The sequence below is a fragment of the Pseudomonas sp. CHM02 genome (assembly GCF_000612585.1).
Lineage (GTDB): Bacteria > Pseudomonadota > Gammaproteobacteria > Pseudomonadales > Pseudomonadaceae > Aquipseudomonas.
Genome location: NZ_JFCA01000029.1, coordinates 40,346 through 56,892, shown reverse-complemented (window position 1 = coordinate 56,892; position 16,547 = coordinate 40,346). Strand labels below are relative to the sequence as shown.

General features: G+C 61.2%; 8 protein-coding genes. 5 read left to right on the top strand and 3 right to left on the bottom strand.

Annotation, left to right across the window (positions count from 1 at the left end; genetic code table 11):
* Window positions 1–95: 95 nt before the first annotated feature.
* From BM70_RS0117950 to cobM, 4 genes are all read left to right on the top strand, one after another.
* Window positions 96–284 (top strand): CbtB domain-containing protein, encoded by a 189-nt coding sequence (locus tag BM70_RS0117950; protein ID WP_025857256.1) that lies wholly within the window; start codon window positions 96–98, stop codon window positions 282–284.
* A gap of 11 nt (window positions 285–295) precedes the next feature.
* Window positions 296–1,000 carry a CbtA family protein gene (locus BM70_RS0117945; protein ID WP_025857254.1) on the top strand — a complete coding sequence of 235 codons (705 nt, stop codon included), beginning with the start codon at window positions 296–298 and terminating at the stop codon, window positions 998–1,000.
* Entirely contained in the window at window positions 997–1,389 is a 393-nt protein-coding gene (locus BM70_RS0117940; protein ID WP_025857252.1) for a cobalamin biosynthesis protein, read from the top strand. The genes BM70_RS0117945 and BM70_RS0117940 overlap by 4 nt, the downstream gene beginning before the upstream one ends.
* A 69-nt stretch (window positions 1,390–1,458) precedes the next feature.
* Window positions 1,459–2,205, top strand: coding sequence for a precorrin-4 C(11)-methyltransferase (cobM, locus tag BM70_RS0117935; RefSeq protein ID WP_025857250.1), 747 nt, complete (start codon window positions 1,459–1,461; stop codon window positions 2,203–2,205).
* A gap of 247 nt (window positions 2,206–2,452) precedes the next feature.
* On the opposite strand, the gene nfuA is transcribed toward cobM, so the two are convergent.
* Window positions 2,453–3,037 (bottom strand): Fe-S biogenesis protein NfuA, encoded by a 585-nt coding sequence (gene nfuA, locus BM70_RS0117930; RefSeq protein WP_025857249.1) that lies wholly within the window; start codon window positions 3,035–3,037, stop codon window positions 2,453–2,455.
* A 147-nt stretch (window positions 3,038–3,184) separates the two neighbouring features.
* Window positions 3,185–5,476, bottom strand: coding sequence for a fatty acid cis/trans isomerase (locus BM70_RS0117925; RefSeq protein ID WP_025857248.1), 2,292 nt, complete (start codon window positions 5,474–5,476; stop codon window positions 3,185–3,187).
* Window positions 5,477–5,642: 166 nt separating this feature from the next.
* On the opposite strand from BM70_RS0117925, the gene metH reads away from it, so the two are divergent.
* Entirely contained in the window at window positions 5,643–9,353 is a 3,711-nt protein-coding gene (metH, locus tag BM70_RS0117920) for a methionine synthase (protein WP_025857247.1), read from the top strand.
* Between the two features lie 68 nt (window positions 9,354–9,421).
* Here the strand turns inward: metH and BM70_RS31925 are convergent, their stop codons facing one another.
* Window positions 9,422–16,477, bottom strand: coding sequence for an NEL-type E3 ubiquitin ligase domain-containing protein (locus BM70_RS31925; RefSeq protein WP_025857245.1), 7,056 nt, complete (start codon window positions 16,475–16,477; stop codon window positions 9,422–9,424).
* Window positions 16,478–16,547: the final 70 nt, after the last annotated feature.

Genomic DNA, 16,547 nt, shown 5'->3' with positions numbered 1-16,547 from the left:
ACCCGCGGTGGGCGGGCGCTGTTCAGAACCCCGCGTGCCCGGCTCGCGGGGTTTTCATGCGCTCGTTTCACCCTGACACCCAGAAGGGACGCGCCATGTCGATCATCAGCAGCACCTCGCACACCGCCAGCAACTCCGCCACCCTGAGCCAACGCCTGACCGCCGCCATCGGCGCGTCGATCCTCGGCGCGTGCCTGGTGTATTTCGCCGGTTTCTCGCACATCGAGGCCGTGCACAACGCCGCCCACGATACCCGCCACAGCGCCGCGTTCCCGTGCCACTGAGACCTGCCGACATGATCAAGCGTATTGCGCAAACCGCAGGTTTCACCGGTCTTCTGGCCGCCCTGCTGCTGACCCTGTTGCAAAGCTTCTGGGTCGCCCCGCTGATTCTGCAGGCGGAAACCTACGAAAACGCCCCGGCCGCCACCGAAGTGGCCCATGAACATGCCGAGGGAGCTGCGGCCCATACCCACGATGCCGAAGCCTGGGAACCCGAAGATGGCTGGCAGCGCGTGCTGTCCACCACCGGCGGCAACCTGGTGGTCGCGGTCGGTTTTGCGTTGATGCTGGCCGGCCTTTACACCCTGCGTGCGCCGACCCGCGTGGCCCAAGGCCTGCTCTGGGGCCTGGCCGGTTATGCGACGTTCGTGCTGGCGCCCACCCTGGGCCTGCCGCCCGAGTTGCCGGGCACCGCCGCCGCCGACCTGGCACTGCGCCAGACCTGGTGGATCGGTACCGCAGCCTCTACCGCGGCGGGTATCGCGTTGATCGTGTTTGGGCGCAACTGGCTGCTCAAAGTGCTGGGTGTTGCAATCCTCGCAGTCCCGCACCTGATCGGCGCGCCGCAGCCAGAGGTGCATTCGATGCTGGCACCGGAAGCCCTGGAAGCGCAGTTCAAGATCGCTTCGCAGTTGACCAACGTCGCATTCTGGCTGGCCCTGGGGCTGATCAGCGCGTGGCTGTTCCGCCGCAACCGTGACGATCAATACTCCGCATGACGCGAGTGGTCGGCCTGGGTTGCCAGCAAGGTTGTGACGTTCACACCTTGCTGGCGCTGTTTGACACCGTCCTCGCCGAGGGCGGTATCGAGCGCGACAGCATCACCGCGCTGGCCAGCATCGATCGCAAACAGAACGAACCTGGCCTGCGGGCACTGGCCGAGAGGCTGGACCTGCCGCTGCATTGCTTCAGCGCTGAACAACTGGCGCCTTTTGAACAGCGCCTGAGCCACAAATCGGACATTGTTTTTGCCCATACCGGCTGTTACGGCATCGCCGAAAGCGCCGCCCTGGCCCTGGCGGAGCAACTCGGAAACGCCCCTGCCCGCCTGCTGATCACCCGCAAAAAGACCGCACAGGCCACCTTTGCATTGGCGTGCGCCGGCTAAAATCCCGATAATCGTTCGCCCCGATCATGAATAACATTCATGCTCGCCCGTTTTTCGACAGGAATGACCATGACCGTCTACTTCATCGGCGCAGGCCCCGGCGACCCGGAATTGATCACCGTCAAAGGTCAGCGGCTGATCCGCAACTGCCCGGTGATCATCTACGCCGGTTCGCTGGTGCCGGCGGCGGTGCTGGAAGGCCATCAGGCCGAAACCCTGGTCAACAGTGCCGAATTGCATCTGGAACAGATCATCGACCTGATCAAGGCCGCCCATGCCAAAGGGCAGGATGTGGCCCGCGTACACTCCGGTGACCCGAGCCTGTATGGGGCAATTGGTGAACAAATCCGCCACTTGCGCGAACTGGGCATCCCGTTCCAGATCATCCCCGGTGTCACCGCCGTGGCAGCCTGCGCGGCGCTGCTGGAAACCGAACTGACCCTGCCCGACATCGCCCAGAGCGTGATCCTGACCCGCTACGCAGATAAAACCAGCATGCCTGCCGGTGAAGAGTTCGACAGCCTGGCCCGGCATGGCACGACCATGGCGATCCACCTGGGGGTCAACCACTTGGAAAGGATCGTCGCCGAACTGCTGCCGCACTATGGCGCCGATTGCCCGATTGCCGTGGTGCACCGGGCGACCTGGCCGGATCAGGATTGGGCGATTGGCACCCTCGATGACATTGTCGAGAAAGTGGCGGCGAAAGGGTTTCGACGTACGGCATTGATTGTGGTGGGTCGGGTGTTGGCGAGTAACAGCTTCAGTGAGTCTTCGTTGTATCGAGCCGGGCATGCACACCTTTATCGACCATGACAAACAACCTCATAAAATAGCCACAACCAACTGATATATTTGAATAATTTTATACTGTAGGAGCTGGCTTGCCGGCGATGGCGGCGTATCTGCTGCCGAATCTGTTGACTGACACGTCGCTATCGCCGGCAAGCCGGCTCCTACAGTTAATCTTCAACGTTAGGTTATCAGCATAAGATACTGAATTTTAAGCATAAAAAACGGCGCTCACGGGGCGCCGTTTTTCTATTCGCAGTGAACACCTTACTCAGTAGTAGGCGTTTTCTTTCTGCGTGTGGTCGGTCACGTCGCGTACACCCTTGAGCTCCGGAATGCGCTCGAGCAAGGTGCGCTCGATGCCTTCACGCAAGGTCACGTCCGCCTGGCCGCAGCCCTGGCAGCCGCCGCCGAACTTGAGCACGGCAATGCCGTCCTCGACCACGTCGATCAGGCTGACCTGACCACCGTGGCTGGCCAGCCCAGGGTTGATCTCGGTTTGCAGGTAATAGTTGATGCGCTCGTTGACCGGGCTGTCGGCGTTGACGTTCGGCACCTTGGCGTTCGGCGCCTTGATGGTCAACTGGCCGCCCATACGGTCGGTGGCGTAGTCGACTACGGCGTCGTCAAGGAAGGCTTCGCTGAAGGCGTCGATGTACGTGGTGAAGCTTTTGAGCCCCAGGGCGGTGTCTTCAGGCTTCTCCTCCCCTGGCTTGCAGTAGGCAATGCACGTCTCGGCGTATTGGGTGCCGGGCTGGGTGATAAAGACGCGGATGCCGATACCTGGGGTGTTCTGCTTGGACAGCAGGTCAGCCAGGTAATCGTGGGCGGCGTCGGTAATGGTTATGGCAGTCATGGAAACTCCTCACAGGCTTGCCAGCAGTTTACGCCAAAATATTACGCAGGTACAAAGTCCTAGTGTTTTTGTCGGGATAGTGGTTGGTTTGGGTCGGAGTCCTATCCGTTATCGGTGCAACAGATAGGCCCCCCTTCGCAAAAACCCTCACAAATTCTCATACCGATTCATATCCAACACCCCCTCTTCCACCGGCGTAGTCTCACGAATGTACTGCGACAAATCATGGAAATACTGCCAGAACAACGGATGACTGCGCCGCACGCCCCACCGATCCACAATCTTTTCAAAACGCTTGGCATCCTTGGCCCGTTCCATTTCGGCGACGAACTCCGGCACTTCCTGGGCGGGGATGTTGAACATGAAGTTCGGGTAGCTGCTGAGCACGCCCGGATAGAGGGTCACCGTGTCCAGGCCCGGCTGATAGCGATAAGCCTCACCCAGCAGAAACGCCACATTACTGTGGGCACGGTTGCGCAGCATGCTGTAGACCACGCGCTTGCCACTGGCGGTCTCGACACGCAGCATCGTGGCCTCGGGCAATTGCTCGATGACCTTGAGCCCGGCGGCCGGGCGTGAGGTCAGGCGGCTGAGCGCCTGCTCCGCATCCTGCAAGGCCGGGTCGATACCGTCGCGAGAGCAATAGGCGCCGCTGCAGCGGTTGATCGGATCCGGGCTGGCGTTCAAGTTGCCATAGCGGCTGAGCAACTGGTTGGCAAAATCACGCTTTGGATCGCGCTCACTCAGGTGCAGGCCGGTGGGCTTGTCGTCGTCAATGGCCTCATAGTCCAGCCACAGCTTGAGCTTGCCGCTGTTCTGGTACCAGTCATCCATAAAGCCATCGCGCGAATCGGCCGGCATCAGGCGCAGGAAGTTCTGCTCGGCGCCGTTGCGGATCAGGTCAAAATACAGCCGAGTCTGGGCCTGGTGCGACACATTGCCGAACACATCAAAATTCACCGCCAATTGATAATACGTCCGCTCCAGCAGCGGGTAGTCGAACAGCCACATCGTCTGCGGCACTTCGCCGATCAGGCCTTTGGTCACCGAGGCGCTGTCGAAGTGGCGGAAGATGCTCAGCAAGGCATTGTCATTGCCCGCCCACAGGCTCGACCAGCTCGGCGGCGGCAGGTCGGCGTAGCTGTCACGGCGCAGGGCCTCGTATTCATTGCGTTTGTCGCGGTACGCCAGCCACAGGCTGAGCACGCTGCCGACGTCATCGTTCTGCCCAGGCATAGCCAGCAAAGGCGTGGCCTGGCCACGATAACGCGCGTCGGTGATGTACAGGTCGTGGTCCGGGTCCTGGAACAGCGTCCAGAAGTTGTCGCGGATCACATCCGTGGCAATCTGCCCACGGCACACCGGCCCGCGAATAAAGGTGCGCACAAAGTATTCGGCGTTATCCAGCATGAACTGGTAGCGCGCCTTGGCCGGGATGGCCTCGAAGGTTTCGAACGGGTTGGCGCGCCGGCCAGGGCCGTAGCCCGGCAAGGCATTGACCTGCCAGTTACCGGCGTAGAACAACGCTTTGATGCGCGCCATCTTGTCGGCACTGAACGGGTAGGTGATGTGGGTTTTATGCACGATCACGCCCTGCACCGGCCACAGGCGGTAATACACCTGGGTGCCGGGATCATCATTGGGGCGGCGCGTGGCGATCAGGTCGATCGGTTGGCCACTCGGCGTGCGCGAACGCACCCACTGGAAGAAATGCCCCGGCTCGCCATTCTCGAAGTAAATGTGGGCGAGGAACAAATGTTCGAACAACCAGCGTGCCACCAGGCTTTCGCGGGCGCCGGGCTGGTTGAACAGGTTCTCCCACTGCTGCACTTGCAGGGCTTCCCTGGCGCTGGGCGCCAGGCCTTGCTCATCAATAGGGGCACCGGAGGCGAGCCAGCGCTGCAGGGTCTGGTATTGCTGGTCGGTCAGGCCCGTGACCGCCAGCGGCATGCCTTCCTTGGGATGGGCACCCGCGTAGGCATTGAACTCGCCGGGCATGGCGCACATGTTTTCGCGGTTCAGGCCCAGCACAATGTCGTCGGGCAACTTGGCGTTGGCTTGCAGCGGTGCGTTATGGCCCAGCTCCAGCATGCGCGCCATCAAGGCGGCCTGGCTGCCCTGGGCGTCCAGCACCGAGTAGAAGCCCTTCTGCTGCCAGGCCTGCTTGCCAAAGGCGTCATAGAACAAGCGGGTGGTCGGCGTGGCCTGGCTGCGTTCACCGTCGTAGACCGGCACTTTGCTCGCGCCGCGCGCCGCGCCCTCGGCACTGCCCAGGTTGAGTTGGCAGGCGGAGTCGTAGCAGGCGTGACAGGCCACGCACTTCTCGGTAAAGATCGGTTGAATGTCGCGGGTGTACGAAATCGCCGGGGCGGGTCCGTCAGCCTGTGCGAGGCAGGCGACCAGTGCCAGGACGGCGCTGGTGATGAGGCGAAGTGACATGTATCCGGTCCCGATTCAATGCGTGCGCTGAAAAATTGCCGGTGATTCTACCGGGCCACACCCCACAACAACATGAACGATATTCATGCAAAACCTGCGCATGCTCTAAATCGGCACAGGTTTGCTATGATTCACGCCCTCCGAAATGCCTGACCAGAGTAGTCCCATGTCCGATCGTAGCGCTCGTCTGCAAGCCCTTCATCAAGCCCTCAAGGAACGTATCCTGATCCTCGACGGCGGTATGGGCACGATGATCCAGAGCTACAAACTGGAAGAACACGACTACCGTGGCAAACGCTTCGCCGACTGGCCAAGCGACGTCAAGGGCAACAACGACCTGCTGGTGATCACCCGTCCGGACGTGATCGGCGGTATCGAAAAAGCCTACCTGGATGCCGGCGCCGACATCCTCGAAACCAACACCTTCAACGCCACGCGCATTTCCATGGCCGATTACGGCATGGAAGAACTGGCCTACGAGCTAAACGTAGAAGGCGCACGCCTGGCGCGCAAGATCGCCGACGCCAAGACCCACGAGAACCCGGCCAAGCCGCGCTTCGTCGCGGGCGTGCTTGGCCCAACCAGCCGCACCTGCTCGCTGTCGCCCGATGTGAACAACCCTGGCTACCGCAACGTGACTTTCGATGAGCTGGTGGAAAACTACACCGAGGCCACCAAAGGCCTGATCGAGGGCGGCGCCGACCTGATCCTGATCGAGACGATCTTCGACACCCTCAACGCCAAGGCCGCGATCTTCGCCGTGCAAGGCGTGTTCGAAGCACTGAATATCGAGTTGCCGATCATGATCTCCGGCACCATCACCGATGCCTCCGGCCGAACCCTGTCAGGCCAGACCACCGAAGCGTTCTGGAACTCCGTGGCCCACGCCAAGCCGATTTCGGTGGGCCTGAACTGCGCCCTGGGCGCCAGCGAACTGCGTCCGTACCTGGAAGAGTTGTCGAACAAAGCCAACACCCACGTTTCCGCGCACCCGAACGCCGGCTTGCCGAACGAATTCGGCGAGTACGACGAACTGCCGTCGGAAACCGCCAAGGTCATCGAGGAATTCGCTCAGAGCGGCTTCCTCAACATTGTCGGCGGCTGCTGCGGCACCACGCCGAGCCATATTGAAGCCATCGCCAAGGCCGTGGCCGGTTATGCGCCGCGTGTGATCCCGGACATTCCCAAGGCTTGCCGCCTGTCGGGCCTGGAGCCGTTCACCATTGATCGCAGCTCGCTGTTCGTCAACGTCGGCGAGCGCACCAACATCACCGGCTCGGCGCGTTTCGCCCGTCTGATCCGTGAAGACAACTACACCGAAGCCCTCGAGGTCGCCCTGCAACAGGTGGAAGCCGGCGCCCAGGTGATCGACATCAACATGGACGAGGGCATGCTCGATTCGAAGAAGGCCATGGTGACCTTCCTCAATCTGATTGCCGGCGAGCCGGACATCTCCCGCGTACCGATCATGATCGACTCCTCCAAGTGGGAGGTGATCGAGGCTGGCCTCAAGTGCATCCAGGGCAAGGGCATCGTCAACTCCATCAGCATGAAGGAAGGCGTCGAGCAGTTCATTCACCACGCCAGGCTGTGCAAGCGCTACGGCGCTGCGGTGGTGGTGATGGCGTTCGACGAAGCCGGCCAGGCCGACACCGAAGCGCGCAAGAAAGAAATCTGCAAACGCTCCTACGACATCCTGGTGAATGAAGTGGGCTTCCCGCCGGAAGACATCATCTTCGACCCGAACATCTTCGCGGTCGCCACCGGTATCGAAGAACACAACAACTATGCCGTCGACTTTATCAACGCCTGTGCCTACATCCGTGACGAACTGCCCTATGCGCTGACCTCCGGCGGCGTGTCCAACGTGTCGTTCTCGTTCCGGGGCAACAACCCGGTGCGCGAGGCGATCCACTCGGTGTTCCTGCTGTATGCAATCCGCAGCGGCCTGAGCATGGGTATCGTCAACGCCGGCCAACTGGAGATCTATGACCAGATCCCGGCCGAGCTGCGCGATGCGGTGGAAGACGTGGTGCTCAACCGCACCCCGGAGGGCACCGACGCCCTCCTCGCCATTGCCGACAAGTACAAAGGCGACGGCAGCGTCAAGGAAGCCGAGACCGAAGAATGGCGCGGCTGGGATGTGAACAAGCGCCTGGAGCACGCCTTGGTCAAGGGCATCACCACCCACATCGTCGAAGACACCGAGGAATCGCGGCTGTCGTTCGCACGCCCGATCGAAGTGATCGAAGGCCCGCTGATGTCCGGCATGAACATCGTCGGTGACCTGTTCGGCGCCGGCAAAATGTTCCTGCCCCAGGTGGTCAAGTCCGCCCGCGTGATGAAGCAGGCCGTGGCCCACTTGATCCCGTTCATCGAGCTGGAAAAAGGCGACAAGCCGGAAGCCAAGGGCAAGATCCTCATGGCCACGGTGAAGGGCGACGTGCACGACATCGGCAAGAACATCGTCGGCGTGGTGCTGGGTTGCAACGGCTATGACATCGTCGACCTGGGCGTGATGGTCCCGGCCGAGAAGATCCTGCAGGTGGCCAAGGAGCAGAAGTGCGACATCATCGGCCTGTCCGGCCTGATCACCCCGTCCCTGGACGAGATGGTGCACGTCGCCCGCGAAATGCAGCGCCAGGACTTCCACCTGCCGCTGATGATCGGCGGCGCCACCACCTCCAAGGCGCACACGGCGGTGAAAATCGAACCCAAGTACAGCAATGATGCCGTGGTGTATGTCACCGACGCCTCGCGCGCGGTGGGTGTGGCCACGCAACTGCTGTCCAAGGAGCTCAAGGCCGGTTTTGTCGAGCGTACCCGCGAAGAGTACGTGGAAGTGCGTGAGCGCACCTCCAACCGCAGCGCCCGCACCGAGCGCCTGAGCTACCCGGCGGCCATCGCCAAGAAGCCGCAGTTCGACTGGAGCACCTACACCCCGGTGGTGCCGACCTTTACCGGCGCCAAGGTGCTGGACAATATCGACCTCAAGGTGCTGGCCGAGTACATCGACTGGACGCCGTTCTTTATCTCCTGGGACCTGGCCGGCAAGTTCCCGCGCATCCTCGAAGACGAAGTGGTCGGTGAAGCCGCCACCGCGCTGTACGCCGATGCCCAGGAAATGCTCAAGAAACTGATTGACGAAAAGCTCATCAGCGCCCGCGCCGTGTTCGGTTTCTGGCCGACCAACCAGGTGCAGGACGATGACCTGGAAGTCTACGGCGACGACGGCCAGCCGATCGCCCGGTTGCACCACCTGCGCCAACAGATCATCAAGACCGACGGCAAGCCGAACTTTTCCCTGGCCGACTTCGTCGCGCCCAAGGACAGCGGCGTGACCGATTACATCGGTGGCTTTATCACCACCGCTGGCATCGGCGCCGAAGAAGTCGCCAAGGCCTACCAGGACGCGGGCGACGACTACAACTCGATCATGGTCAAGGCCCTGGCCGACCGCCTGGCCGAGGCCTGCGCCGAGTGGCTGCACCAGCAGGTGCGCAAGCAATACTGGGGCTACGCCAAGGACGAGCAACTGGATAACGAGGCGCTGATCAAGGAGCAGTACAGCGGCATTCGCCCTGCCCCAGGCTACCCGGCCTGCCCGGATCACACCGAGAAAGCCCAGTTGTTTCAACTGCTCGACCCCGAAGCCCGCGAAATGCACGCCGGCCGCAGCGGCGTGTTCCTCACCGAACACTACGCAATGTTCCCGGCAGCGGCCGTCAGCGGCTGGTACTTCGCCCACCCGCAGGCGCAGTACTTTGCCGTCGGCAAGGTCGACAAGGACCAGGTGACCCGCTACGCGGCACGCAAAGGCCAGGACCTGGCCGTGACTGAACGCTGGTTGGCCCCTAACCTGGGGTATGACAACTAGGTTCGTCGGCAATGGCATCCCCGCATACCCGCAGCGCGAAGGCGCAGTACGGGTATGCGGGTGGCAGACTAGTTGCCCAGCGCGGCTATTTCGCGGGTTGACAGCTCAACCATCAAGGCCTGCCGCTCCGCCTCATTGGCCTTCTTCAACGCCTCCATTTTCTGCAGATATTCCTGGCTGAGATCCGGGTATTGATCCTCCAGGCTCGAGCTTTTTTCGTCGCGTGCCTGTTGCACCCTGGCGAATTCGGCGGGGTATTTCTCCTGCAGGTAGTCTTCCCAATACCCGCGTGCGGTCAGTTGCTCCATGAATACCGGTGTACTTTCCCTGGCGAGAATCCTCGTATAGGCCGCATCCAGATCCGCTTGCGTCACCCCCGAAACGCCGGCATAGAGCATGCTCCTGGGTTGCCTGGGCAGTTCCAGACGCTGGGCAAGGCCGATGCGCAAGGCCAGGCGAATTTCTGCAGCGTCCATTCCAGGGTGTAGCCGGATGCGCTCGGACGCCACCTCTTCCACCTGGGACAGACGGAACAGCCCTCTGGACAGTTTCAGCAGTGCCCGGCCTTTGTTAGTGGGGTCAACGGAGCGCAACGCGTTGAACTCATAGACCTCGACCTCCAGTTGATTGAACAGCAGAATCCGGCCATCCCCGCAGGTCGTACGATGCCTGGAAGCCTTGGCTATCAGCATTAATCGTTGGCGCAACACCGGATCTGCATACGCCGCTTCCAGAACGGCCCAGACCCGCTCTACAAGATCGACGCGATCCTGCCTGAAGTCCGCGGTCTCACGCAGTTGCGCCAGTATTTCAGCAAAGTCACCGGTCGTGTCTTGAGCCATCACCTCCTCCCACATCCGATGCTTTTCCGAGTCGGCGGCCACACCTTGAAACCAGCGGTTTTTCTGCACCTGCGCCGTTTCCTGCCCTGGGTGAACGTCAATGTCCTCGTCATCGGAGGCTGAGTCAGGACCAAACCCTGCCAGATACCTGTCAATCTCCTCGGCGGTAAAGCCCAATCCCCGTTCGGTTTGGCGCTGGTATTCACGCAGCCTGATGAACTCCTCCTCCCTCAGCAGGTTACCCGACAAATCGGTACCCGCCATCAAGGTTGCATGTTGCGGTAGAAACGCGTTGGGAGGGATGACCTCGATCGGGTAGTTATTACGCAGATTCAGGGTGGTGAGTGCAGGCGCCTCCAGCACGCCCGTTGGAAATTCGGACAACCGATTGTCACTCACGTCCAGGCTTTGCAGGCGATCAAGACCGGTCACGTCAAACGTATCCAGGCTATTGCCCCTCAGGTCCAATACTTGCAGCTGGGGCAAGGTAAGCAATTGGTGTTGCAACGGCACGTTGGCCGACAGTGCATTATCGGCGAGCGCCAGGCGGGTAAGTTCTGCACACTGCGTAACGGCATCGGGCAATGCGCCCATCCTGTTGGCATTGAGACTCAGGCGATTGAGGCGCGGGAAGGCGAGCAGGAACGGATCCGAAGCGAGGCTGAGCCTGACACCGCTCAGGTCCAGGGCACCAACATGCGGGAAGGTAACCGGCAGCGCCGGCAGATCGCCGAGGACCAGCCCGCTCAAATCAACGGAATAGTCACGGGCGGCGCCCACATTCACGTGCACATGGCGCAGGGTTTCTCGCCAACACGCCAGCAATCGCTCGGCGGCGCGACGGCGGTCGGTCGCGCTCACCCACACATCACCCTCGCGGAAGGCGGGTACATCGATCCAACGATTCAAACCCTCGATCAGTTGGGTGTGCTGCGCCTGCCACTGGGTCAGGGCGTTCTCGATTTCAATTGCACCCACGCCGTCGGCAAGCCATGTGTCTATGTATTCGACGGCACGGGCCAAGCCCAGTTGTGGATCCAGACGTTGCAAGCGTTCGACGAAGGTCGGGGGTTTACGCGTGTCGTCCAGGTACGTGGGCTGGTCAAATAACAGGTCCGGCTGTTCCGAAACCTCCGCGGGGAAGAACATGGGATCACCTCCGGTTCTTCCGGCGGCCAGCACCTCTCTTTCGATCCCGAACGGCCGCATGAACATAGTCGCCAATGGCGTTCCGGGGCGCGTACGGTGAGCGAATGCCTGGGCCGTGGCGATCGCCTGCGGGGTTAACTGGCACCCTTTCAACGAGGTACCCGCCAGCAGAACGTTGCGCGCTGTCAGCACGGCATCGGGAATGCTTGTGATACCGCTGTGGCTCAGGTCCAGGAAACCCAGCTGGGTTAACGTCAGCACCCCGTCGGGCCATTCCCGGGTCTGGGTGCTGCCCAGATTCAGCGACCTCAAGTCCGCCAGTGATGTCACGTTCAGGCTGCCGACACGGTTATTCGACAGGTCCAGCCTCTGCAGGGCGGTCAAGCGACTCAGGCGCGCCTGGGTCGCAGCAGTGATCGTGATTTGGTTGTAAGACAGGTTCAGCTCAGTGAGTTGCCCCAGCGTCTCCAGGGCTTGAGGCAATTCAGTCAACCGGTTGTTATGCAGGTTGAGTTCACGCAGTTGAGGAAACCGGCTCAGAAACTCGTCCACTCCCGTTGCGGCAAGCTTTGCACCTGACAGGTTCAGCCGACGTATTTGAGGGAAGACCGTATTGCCCAATGCAGGTAGATCTCCTGGAGAGTCGTAGCCCGTCAGGTCCAACGTATTGCGCGGTACCTCTCTGGCACCTCGGGACGGGCCGGCCACCGGCTCATTGGGGGCGTAGCGCGCAGCCAGCGCGTCGCGCCAACACTCACGGATCCTGTCTGCGAGCACCTGGCGGTGAGACGTGGGCATTTGCTCACCCTCGACTCGCGCCCCTACGCGTCCTTGCCACGCCACCAACGGTGCGTCCCAGGCGCGATATTCTTCGTGCAATGCCCCGACCTTATCCAGTAACGCCCGGCTCGTCAGCCCGTCTTGCCCGAACACGGCCAGGGCATTCGCTGCGAATGCCGGATCCTGCGGCACCAATACAGCCAGGCGACCGCGGCAGTACCCTTCCACCATCCGCGGCTCATCCACCAGATGGGCCGGGTTTTCATGCACATACTCAAACGCCCTCATGAACGAACGGGGGGCCAGCGCCTCCAGGTTCAAGCGCAAGCCGCGCCATAAGCGCTCATGTCCGCTGAAGAGTGCGTCGGGGAGTGAGCGAATGTTCACGCCGGTGAGATCCAACGACTCAAGCTCATCGAGCGCCATGAGCCCTGTCGGCCATTCGCTCAGATTTCCGGCCAGCGACAAGGTACGCAAACGTGTCAGTGCACTGTAGTCCAGCGCAGGAATACTACCGGTCAAGCGCAACCGCTCCAGTTGGGTCATCCCCTGGACCGCTTGGGTCAGCGCCGGCGAATAGCGCCCTAGTACTGGTTGCAGTTCGAGGCTGAGTTCGCGAATCCCGTTCCACGTCGGCAGCTCATCGGCCAGCGCAGGCATATCTCCGACGGAATCGATATAAATATCAAGGCTTCTCAGCGCAGAAAACCGCTGTCGCAACGCGGGATTCAATTGCTGGGCACTTATGCGAACCTTACTCACATGGGAGAAATCGGCAACCCACGGCGGCAAGGCATCGCACCCCAACAGATCCAGTACCCGTTCAGGTGCCGTACCGCGGTAGAAACCCATTCTCCAGTGAAAAATGATGCGCTCGGCAAAACGACGCCGGCTTGGCCAGGCTTCGCGCAGAGGAAACGGTAATGCTGGTGCCCCCCCATCAACCCAAGCGTCCAGTGCCGCCGTCAGGCCCTCCAGTTCCCGCTTGCGGTTTTGCAACATGTGAAACACCTGTTGGTCGGTATCGCCCGCAAGCCGCCTGTCCCTGATGAACGCCAGGGCCTGCTGGTCAGTGAAGAGAGGGCAAATATCCCGCACCCTGGCGATCAACGGTTCATCGGCAAAACCCGCCACATCCCCACTGGCCGCGTAGCCGAACCCGCCGGAGGGGCGACGCAACAAGCGCCCGGCGCCCGATGGGAGCGCATCGCGAGCGAGGATTCGCGACATTTCATCGCGGTGACTGTACGCGTAGTCCGTCACCTGCTTTTGCAAGGCTTGACTCGGGTTGTCCTGCAATGAACGCCGCCAGGGCTCGGGCAGCACTTCCAGCAGCGACTCGAACAGGTTGTGGCCGAACTTGGGCACGCTGTTCAATGCCTTGCCTTCGGCATCCATGGCGCGCATGTAATCGTCACGCTTGATCAGGTAATAGCGCGTCGACGCTTGGTCGCTGCCGATACTGTCTACCAGCGGGCCGCGGATCCCCAGTGAACGCACTTCAACGCGAGTGTCCGCCGACCATCCGGGTAACCGCTCCAGGGTGTGCAGCGCCAGTCGGTCACTGGCCGGGGACGCCAGGTTCTCCACGGACAAGCCAGCCAGCGCCCGACTCAGGCTGCTCTGATGAAGGTGCACGCGAATGGCCTTGGCCAGGGACAAAGGAATGCGCCCGGTCGTGCGCAACCGGCTCAGATCGGCGGCGCTGGCATCGCCCAGCACGTGCTGTGCGGCTTCCGGCGACAGCGATGGAAAACCGCGTTGAAGTGCCTGGACGTCGGCATCGGGCTGCGTCTGTCGGCTCAGCAGGTTGTCGAACAGGGCTTTTTTCCGCAACTGCGCCTGGTCGGCCAGACGGTCCCGCAGCAATTGCACACGATCGGCACCTGCCCAAGTGCTTTCGCTGCCCAGCAGTTGCGTGAGGTCTTCTTCGTCGAGGGCGGCCACGATGTGCTCCGGCAGCTTCCCTGCATCCACTTGCGCCTGGGTGATCTTGATCGTGGGCCTCGCACTGCCGGTAGCGGCGTCCGGGCCAAATCGCACGGACCGCCCCCAGGGTTCCGGACCGCTGAACACCTCGATGACCTCCCCAGCCGGCCAGTTCGGCAGCTCCACTGCAAACGGCACCATCAGTTGGCAATAACCGTTCACGCACGCGCCCTTGCGAACTTGCCCGATCACCGCCTCCGTTTGCCGGTCGACCTCAAGCAAACGCGCCATCTCCAACAACTGCGGCGGCGGGGATTGATCGTCAATGTGCAGTTTACGCAAGGCATCGTCGCTGACCCCACTGGCCTCGACGAGCTGCTCCAGTTGCGCATCCGAGAACGTTTCAAAGGGTGGCCCCAAACGCCGCAGCAGGGTTGCGCGGTCCCACGCCAACGGCCGCTCCAGGGTGTGACGCCAGGTACCGTTGCGGTAGTGTTTCAATATCGGCTGGTAAGCGTCCGGGTCGGAGCGGTGTACCAACCGCCACTGTTTGAGCTGGGGATCGAACCGCTTTTCGTACATTTTGGCGCCCAGGCGAATATAGCTTTTGCCATCGACGTCATACTCACCAAACGCGTTGGGCTTGAGCGCAGCATTTATCTGCACATTGCTTTCATAGGCTGTGAGGTCGGGCTTCCACAGGCGCACCTTGCCATTGGGCAACGTGACGCGCTCCAGGCCCTCGATGACCGGCTCGGGCTTGACCGCCGCCAACGCGCCAAAGGCTTTGCCGATGCCGACCATCACCGCCAGCATGGCCAGGTTTTCCGCTATATCGATCAGGTGCGCCTTGGCTGCTCTGCGATCGCCTTCACTCCACTCTATCGCCCCTTCAAATGCCTCATGCAGCAGTTGGCCAGCCATCACCACCATCATGGCCTCGCCCAGACCGGGGATGAACATCGATATACCGTTCAACACCAGCATGCCGATATTCAACAGCGAAGCCAGTTTCCTCGAACGCACCCGCGCGTCGACATCGGCCGTAGGCACTGCATGGCTGGCGGCATCGGCGATGATCTGATCGCGATGGCGATCGTACAGGTAGCCCCACAGGTCGACGTTTGGGGTCCAGATGTCTGTCCCTTGCCGGAGCATCGTCGAGACGTCCGTAAACGGATCGACGGTGGCGACCTGTTCGGGCTGCTTCGCCGGTGGCAGCTCCTTGAACCCTCCCAGCGGGTTCAGCGCCCGCCACAGCCCATTGAAAATCGGCGCATACGCGCCCACCTTCTGGCTGAACGGTGTGTCCGGTGCGTCTTCAGTGAACTCGCTGAAATAACCAGGGCGATCGGCATAGGCCACAAACTGGCTGAAGAACCGCTGGTAAGTATTCACGCCGCCATTCGCGGATGACGACACGTCGCACGCGGTGAACTGACGCTTGAGCTCGGCTTTCATTTGCGCATAGGTGTAGCGTTTGAGTGGATGCTCCGGATCATTGGGCACGTACACGATAAGGTCTTCGGTGTAGCGATACTTCTCGCAAATGACGAAGGCCACACAACCTGTCAGCCTGTACTTTTTCATCACGCCCATGTCTTGAAACCACACGGGCCTGCCGTCCAGCTGCGGATGAACTTCACCGTTGATCACACTCAGGATCATGGTGTAGTCGTTGAGGCTGATGTCTTTTTTCAGCAAGGCCCGCTCAGCGGCTACGCGCAGGGCATCTTTCTGGGCCGTGATGAAGGTGCTTCGAAGCGCCTGTTCAGCCACGCCGTCCGCAGGACGAAAATACCCCTTGAGATAAACCTGGTACTGCGCGCCGATATCCAGCGAGCGACACAATTGAGTGAACTGCCTCACGGTCAGCGTGGTGTCCACCGCTTCGAACACGCCCTTTACCGCGGTTTCGACCACAAAACCCGACGACGAATCAAACGCGCCGGGCTCACATTCGGAGGCCTCGAAGTTATGCAACACCGCTTGCAACAACGGCAGTTTCAACACTTCAAACGTTGAGACCCGGATATTGAAAATGGTCGCTTCCAGTGGTTTGTTCAGGCGTAGAAAGGTTTTGTCGACATCCAGCGTGAGGTTGAATCGATCCTTGAGCGCCTTGACCAGCAATGGCCTGGCAAAGGCGTTGACGTCCTTGAAATCCAACATGGCTGTATTCAGCGCCGCCTGGGACAGCACGCTGGCGATGGTCACCGCGCTCAATGCCTTGCGCTCGGCTGGCGTGGCGTTCCGGTGCCAGTCAGGTTGGACCGTCGAAGCAGCTTTCAGCGCCTGGAGGCTCGCGGGCGCCGCGCCGGTCAGCCATGGCGGAACAGCCTTTTCGAGGAGCTTATTGTGGATGCTTGCGCTGGCAGGGGGCGGTTTCGCCACAGCGGAAGACGCAGGGAGGGTATCGGACATGGTATTGCTCCTCAAGAATGGAGCGACCATCACACCAAAGCCAGCGGGCGCATCGGCGGTAAGCAAATAT

Bases quoted from the DNA above. Each gene is read 5' to 3' on its own strand.
- metH (WP_025857247.1), top strand. From the start codon at position 5,643: ATGTCCGATCGTAGCGCTCGTCTGCAAGCCCTTCATCAAGCCCTCAAG.
- BM70_RS0117925 (WP_025857248.1), bottom strand. From the start codon at position 5,476: ATGTCACTTCGCCTCATCACCAGCGCCGTCCTGGCACTGGTCGCCTGC.
- nfuA (WP_025857249.1), bottom strand. From the start codon at position 3,037: ATGACTGCCATAACCATTACCGACGCCGCCCACGATTACCTGGCTGAC.
- BM70_RS0117940 (WP_025857252.1), top strand. From the start codon at position 997: ATGACGCGAGTGGTCGGCCTGGGTTGCCAGCAAGGTTGTGACGTTCAC.
- cobM (WP_025857250.1), top strand. From the start codon at position 1,459: ATGACCGTCTACTTCATCGGCGCAGGCCCCGGCGACCCGGAATTGATC.
- BM70_RS0117945 (WP_025857254.1), top strand. From the start codon at position 296: ATGATCAAGCGTATTGCGCAAACCGCAGGTTTCACCGGTCTTCTGGCC.
- BM70_RS31925 (WP_025857245.1), bottom strand. From the start codon at position 16,477: ATGTCCGATACCCTCCCTGCGTCTTCCGCTGTGGCGAAACCGCCCCCT.
- BM70_RS0117950 (WP_025857256.1), top strand. From the start codon at position 96: ATGTCGATCATCAGCAGCACCTCGCACACCGCCAGCAACTCCGCCACC.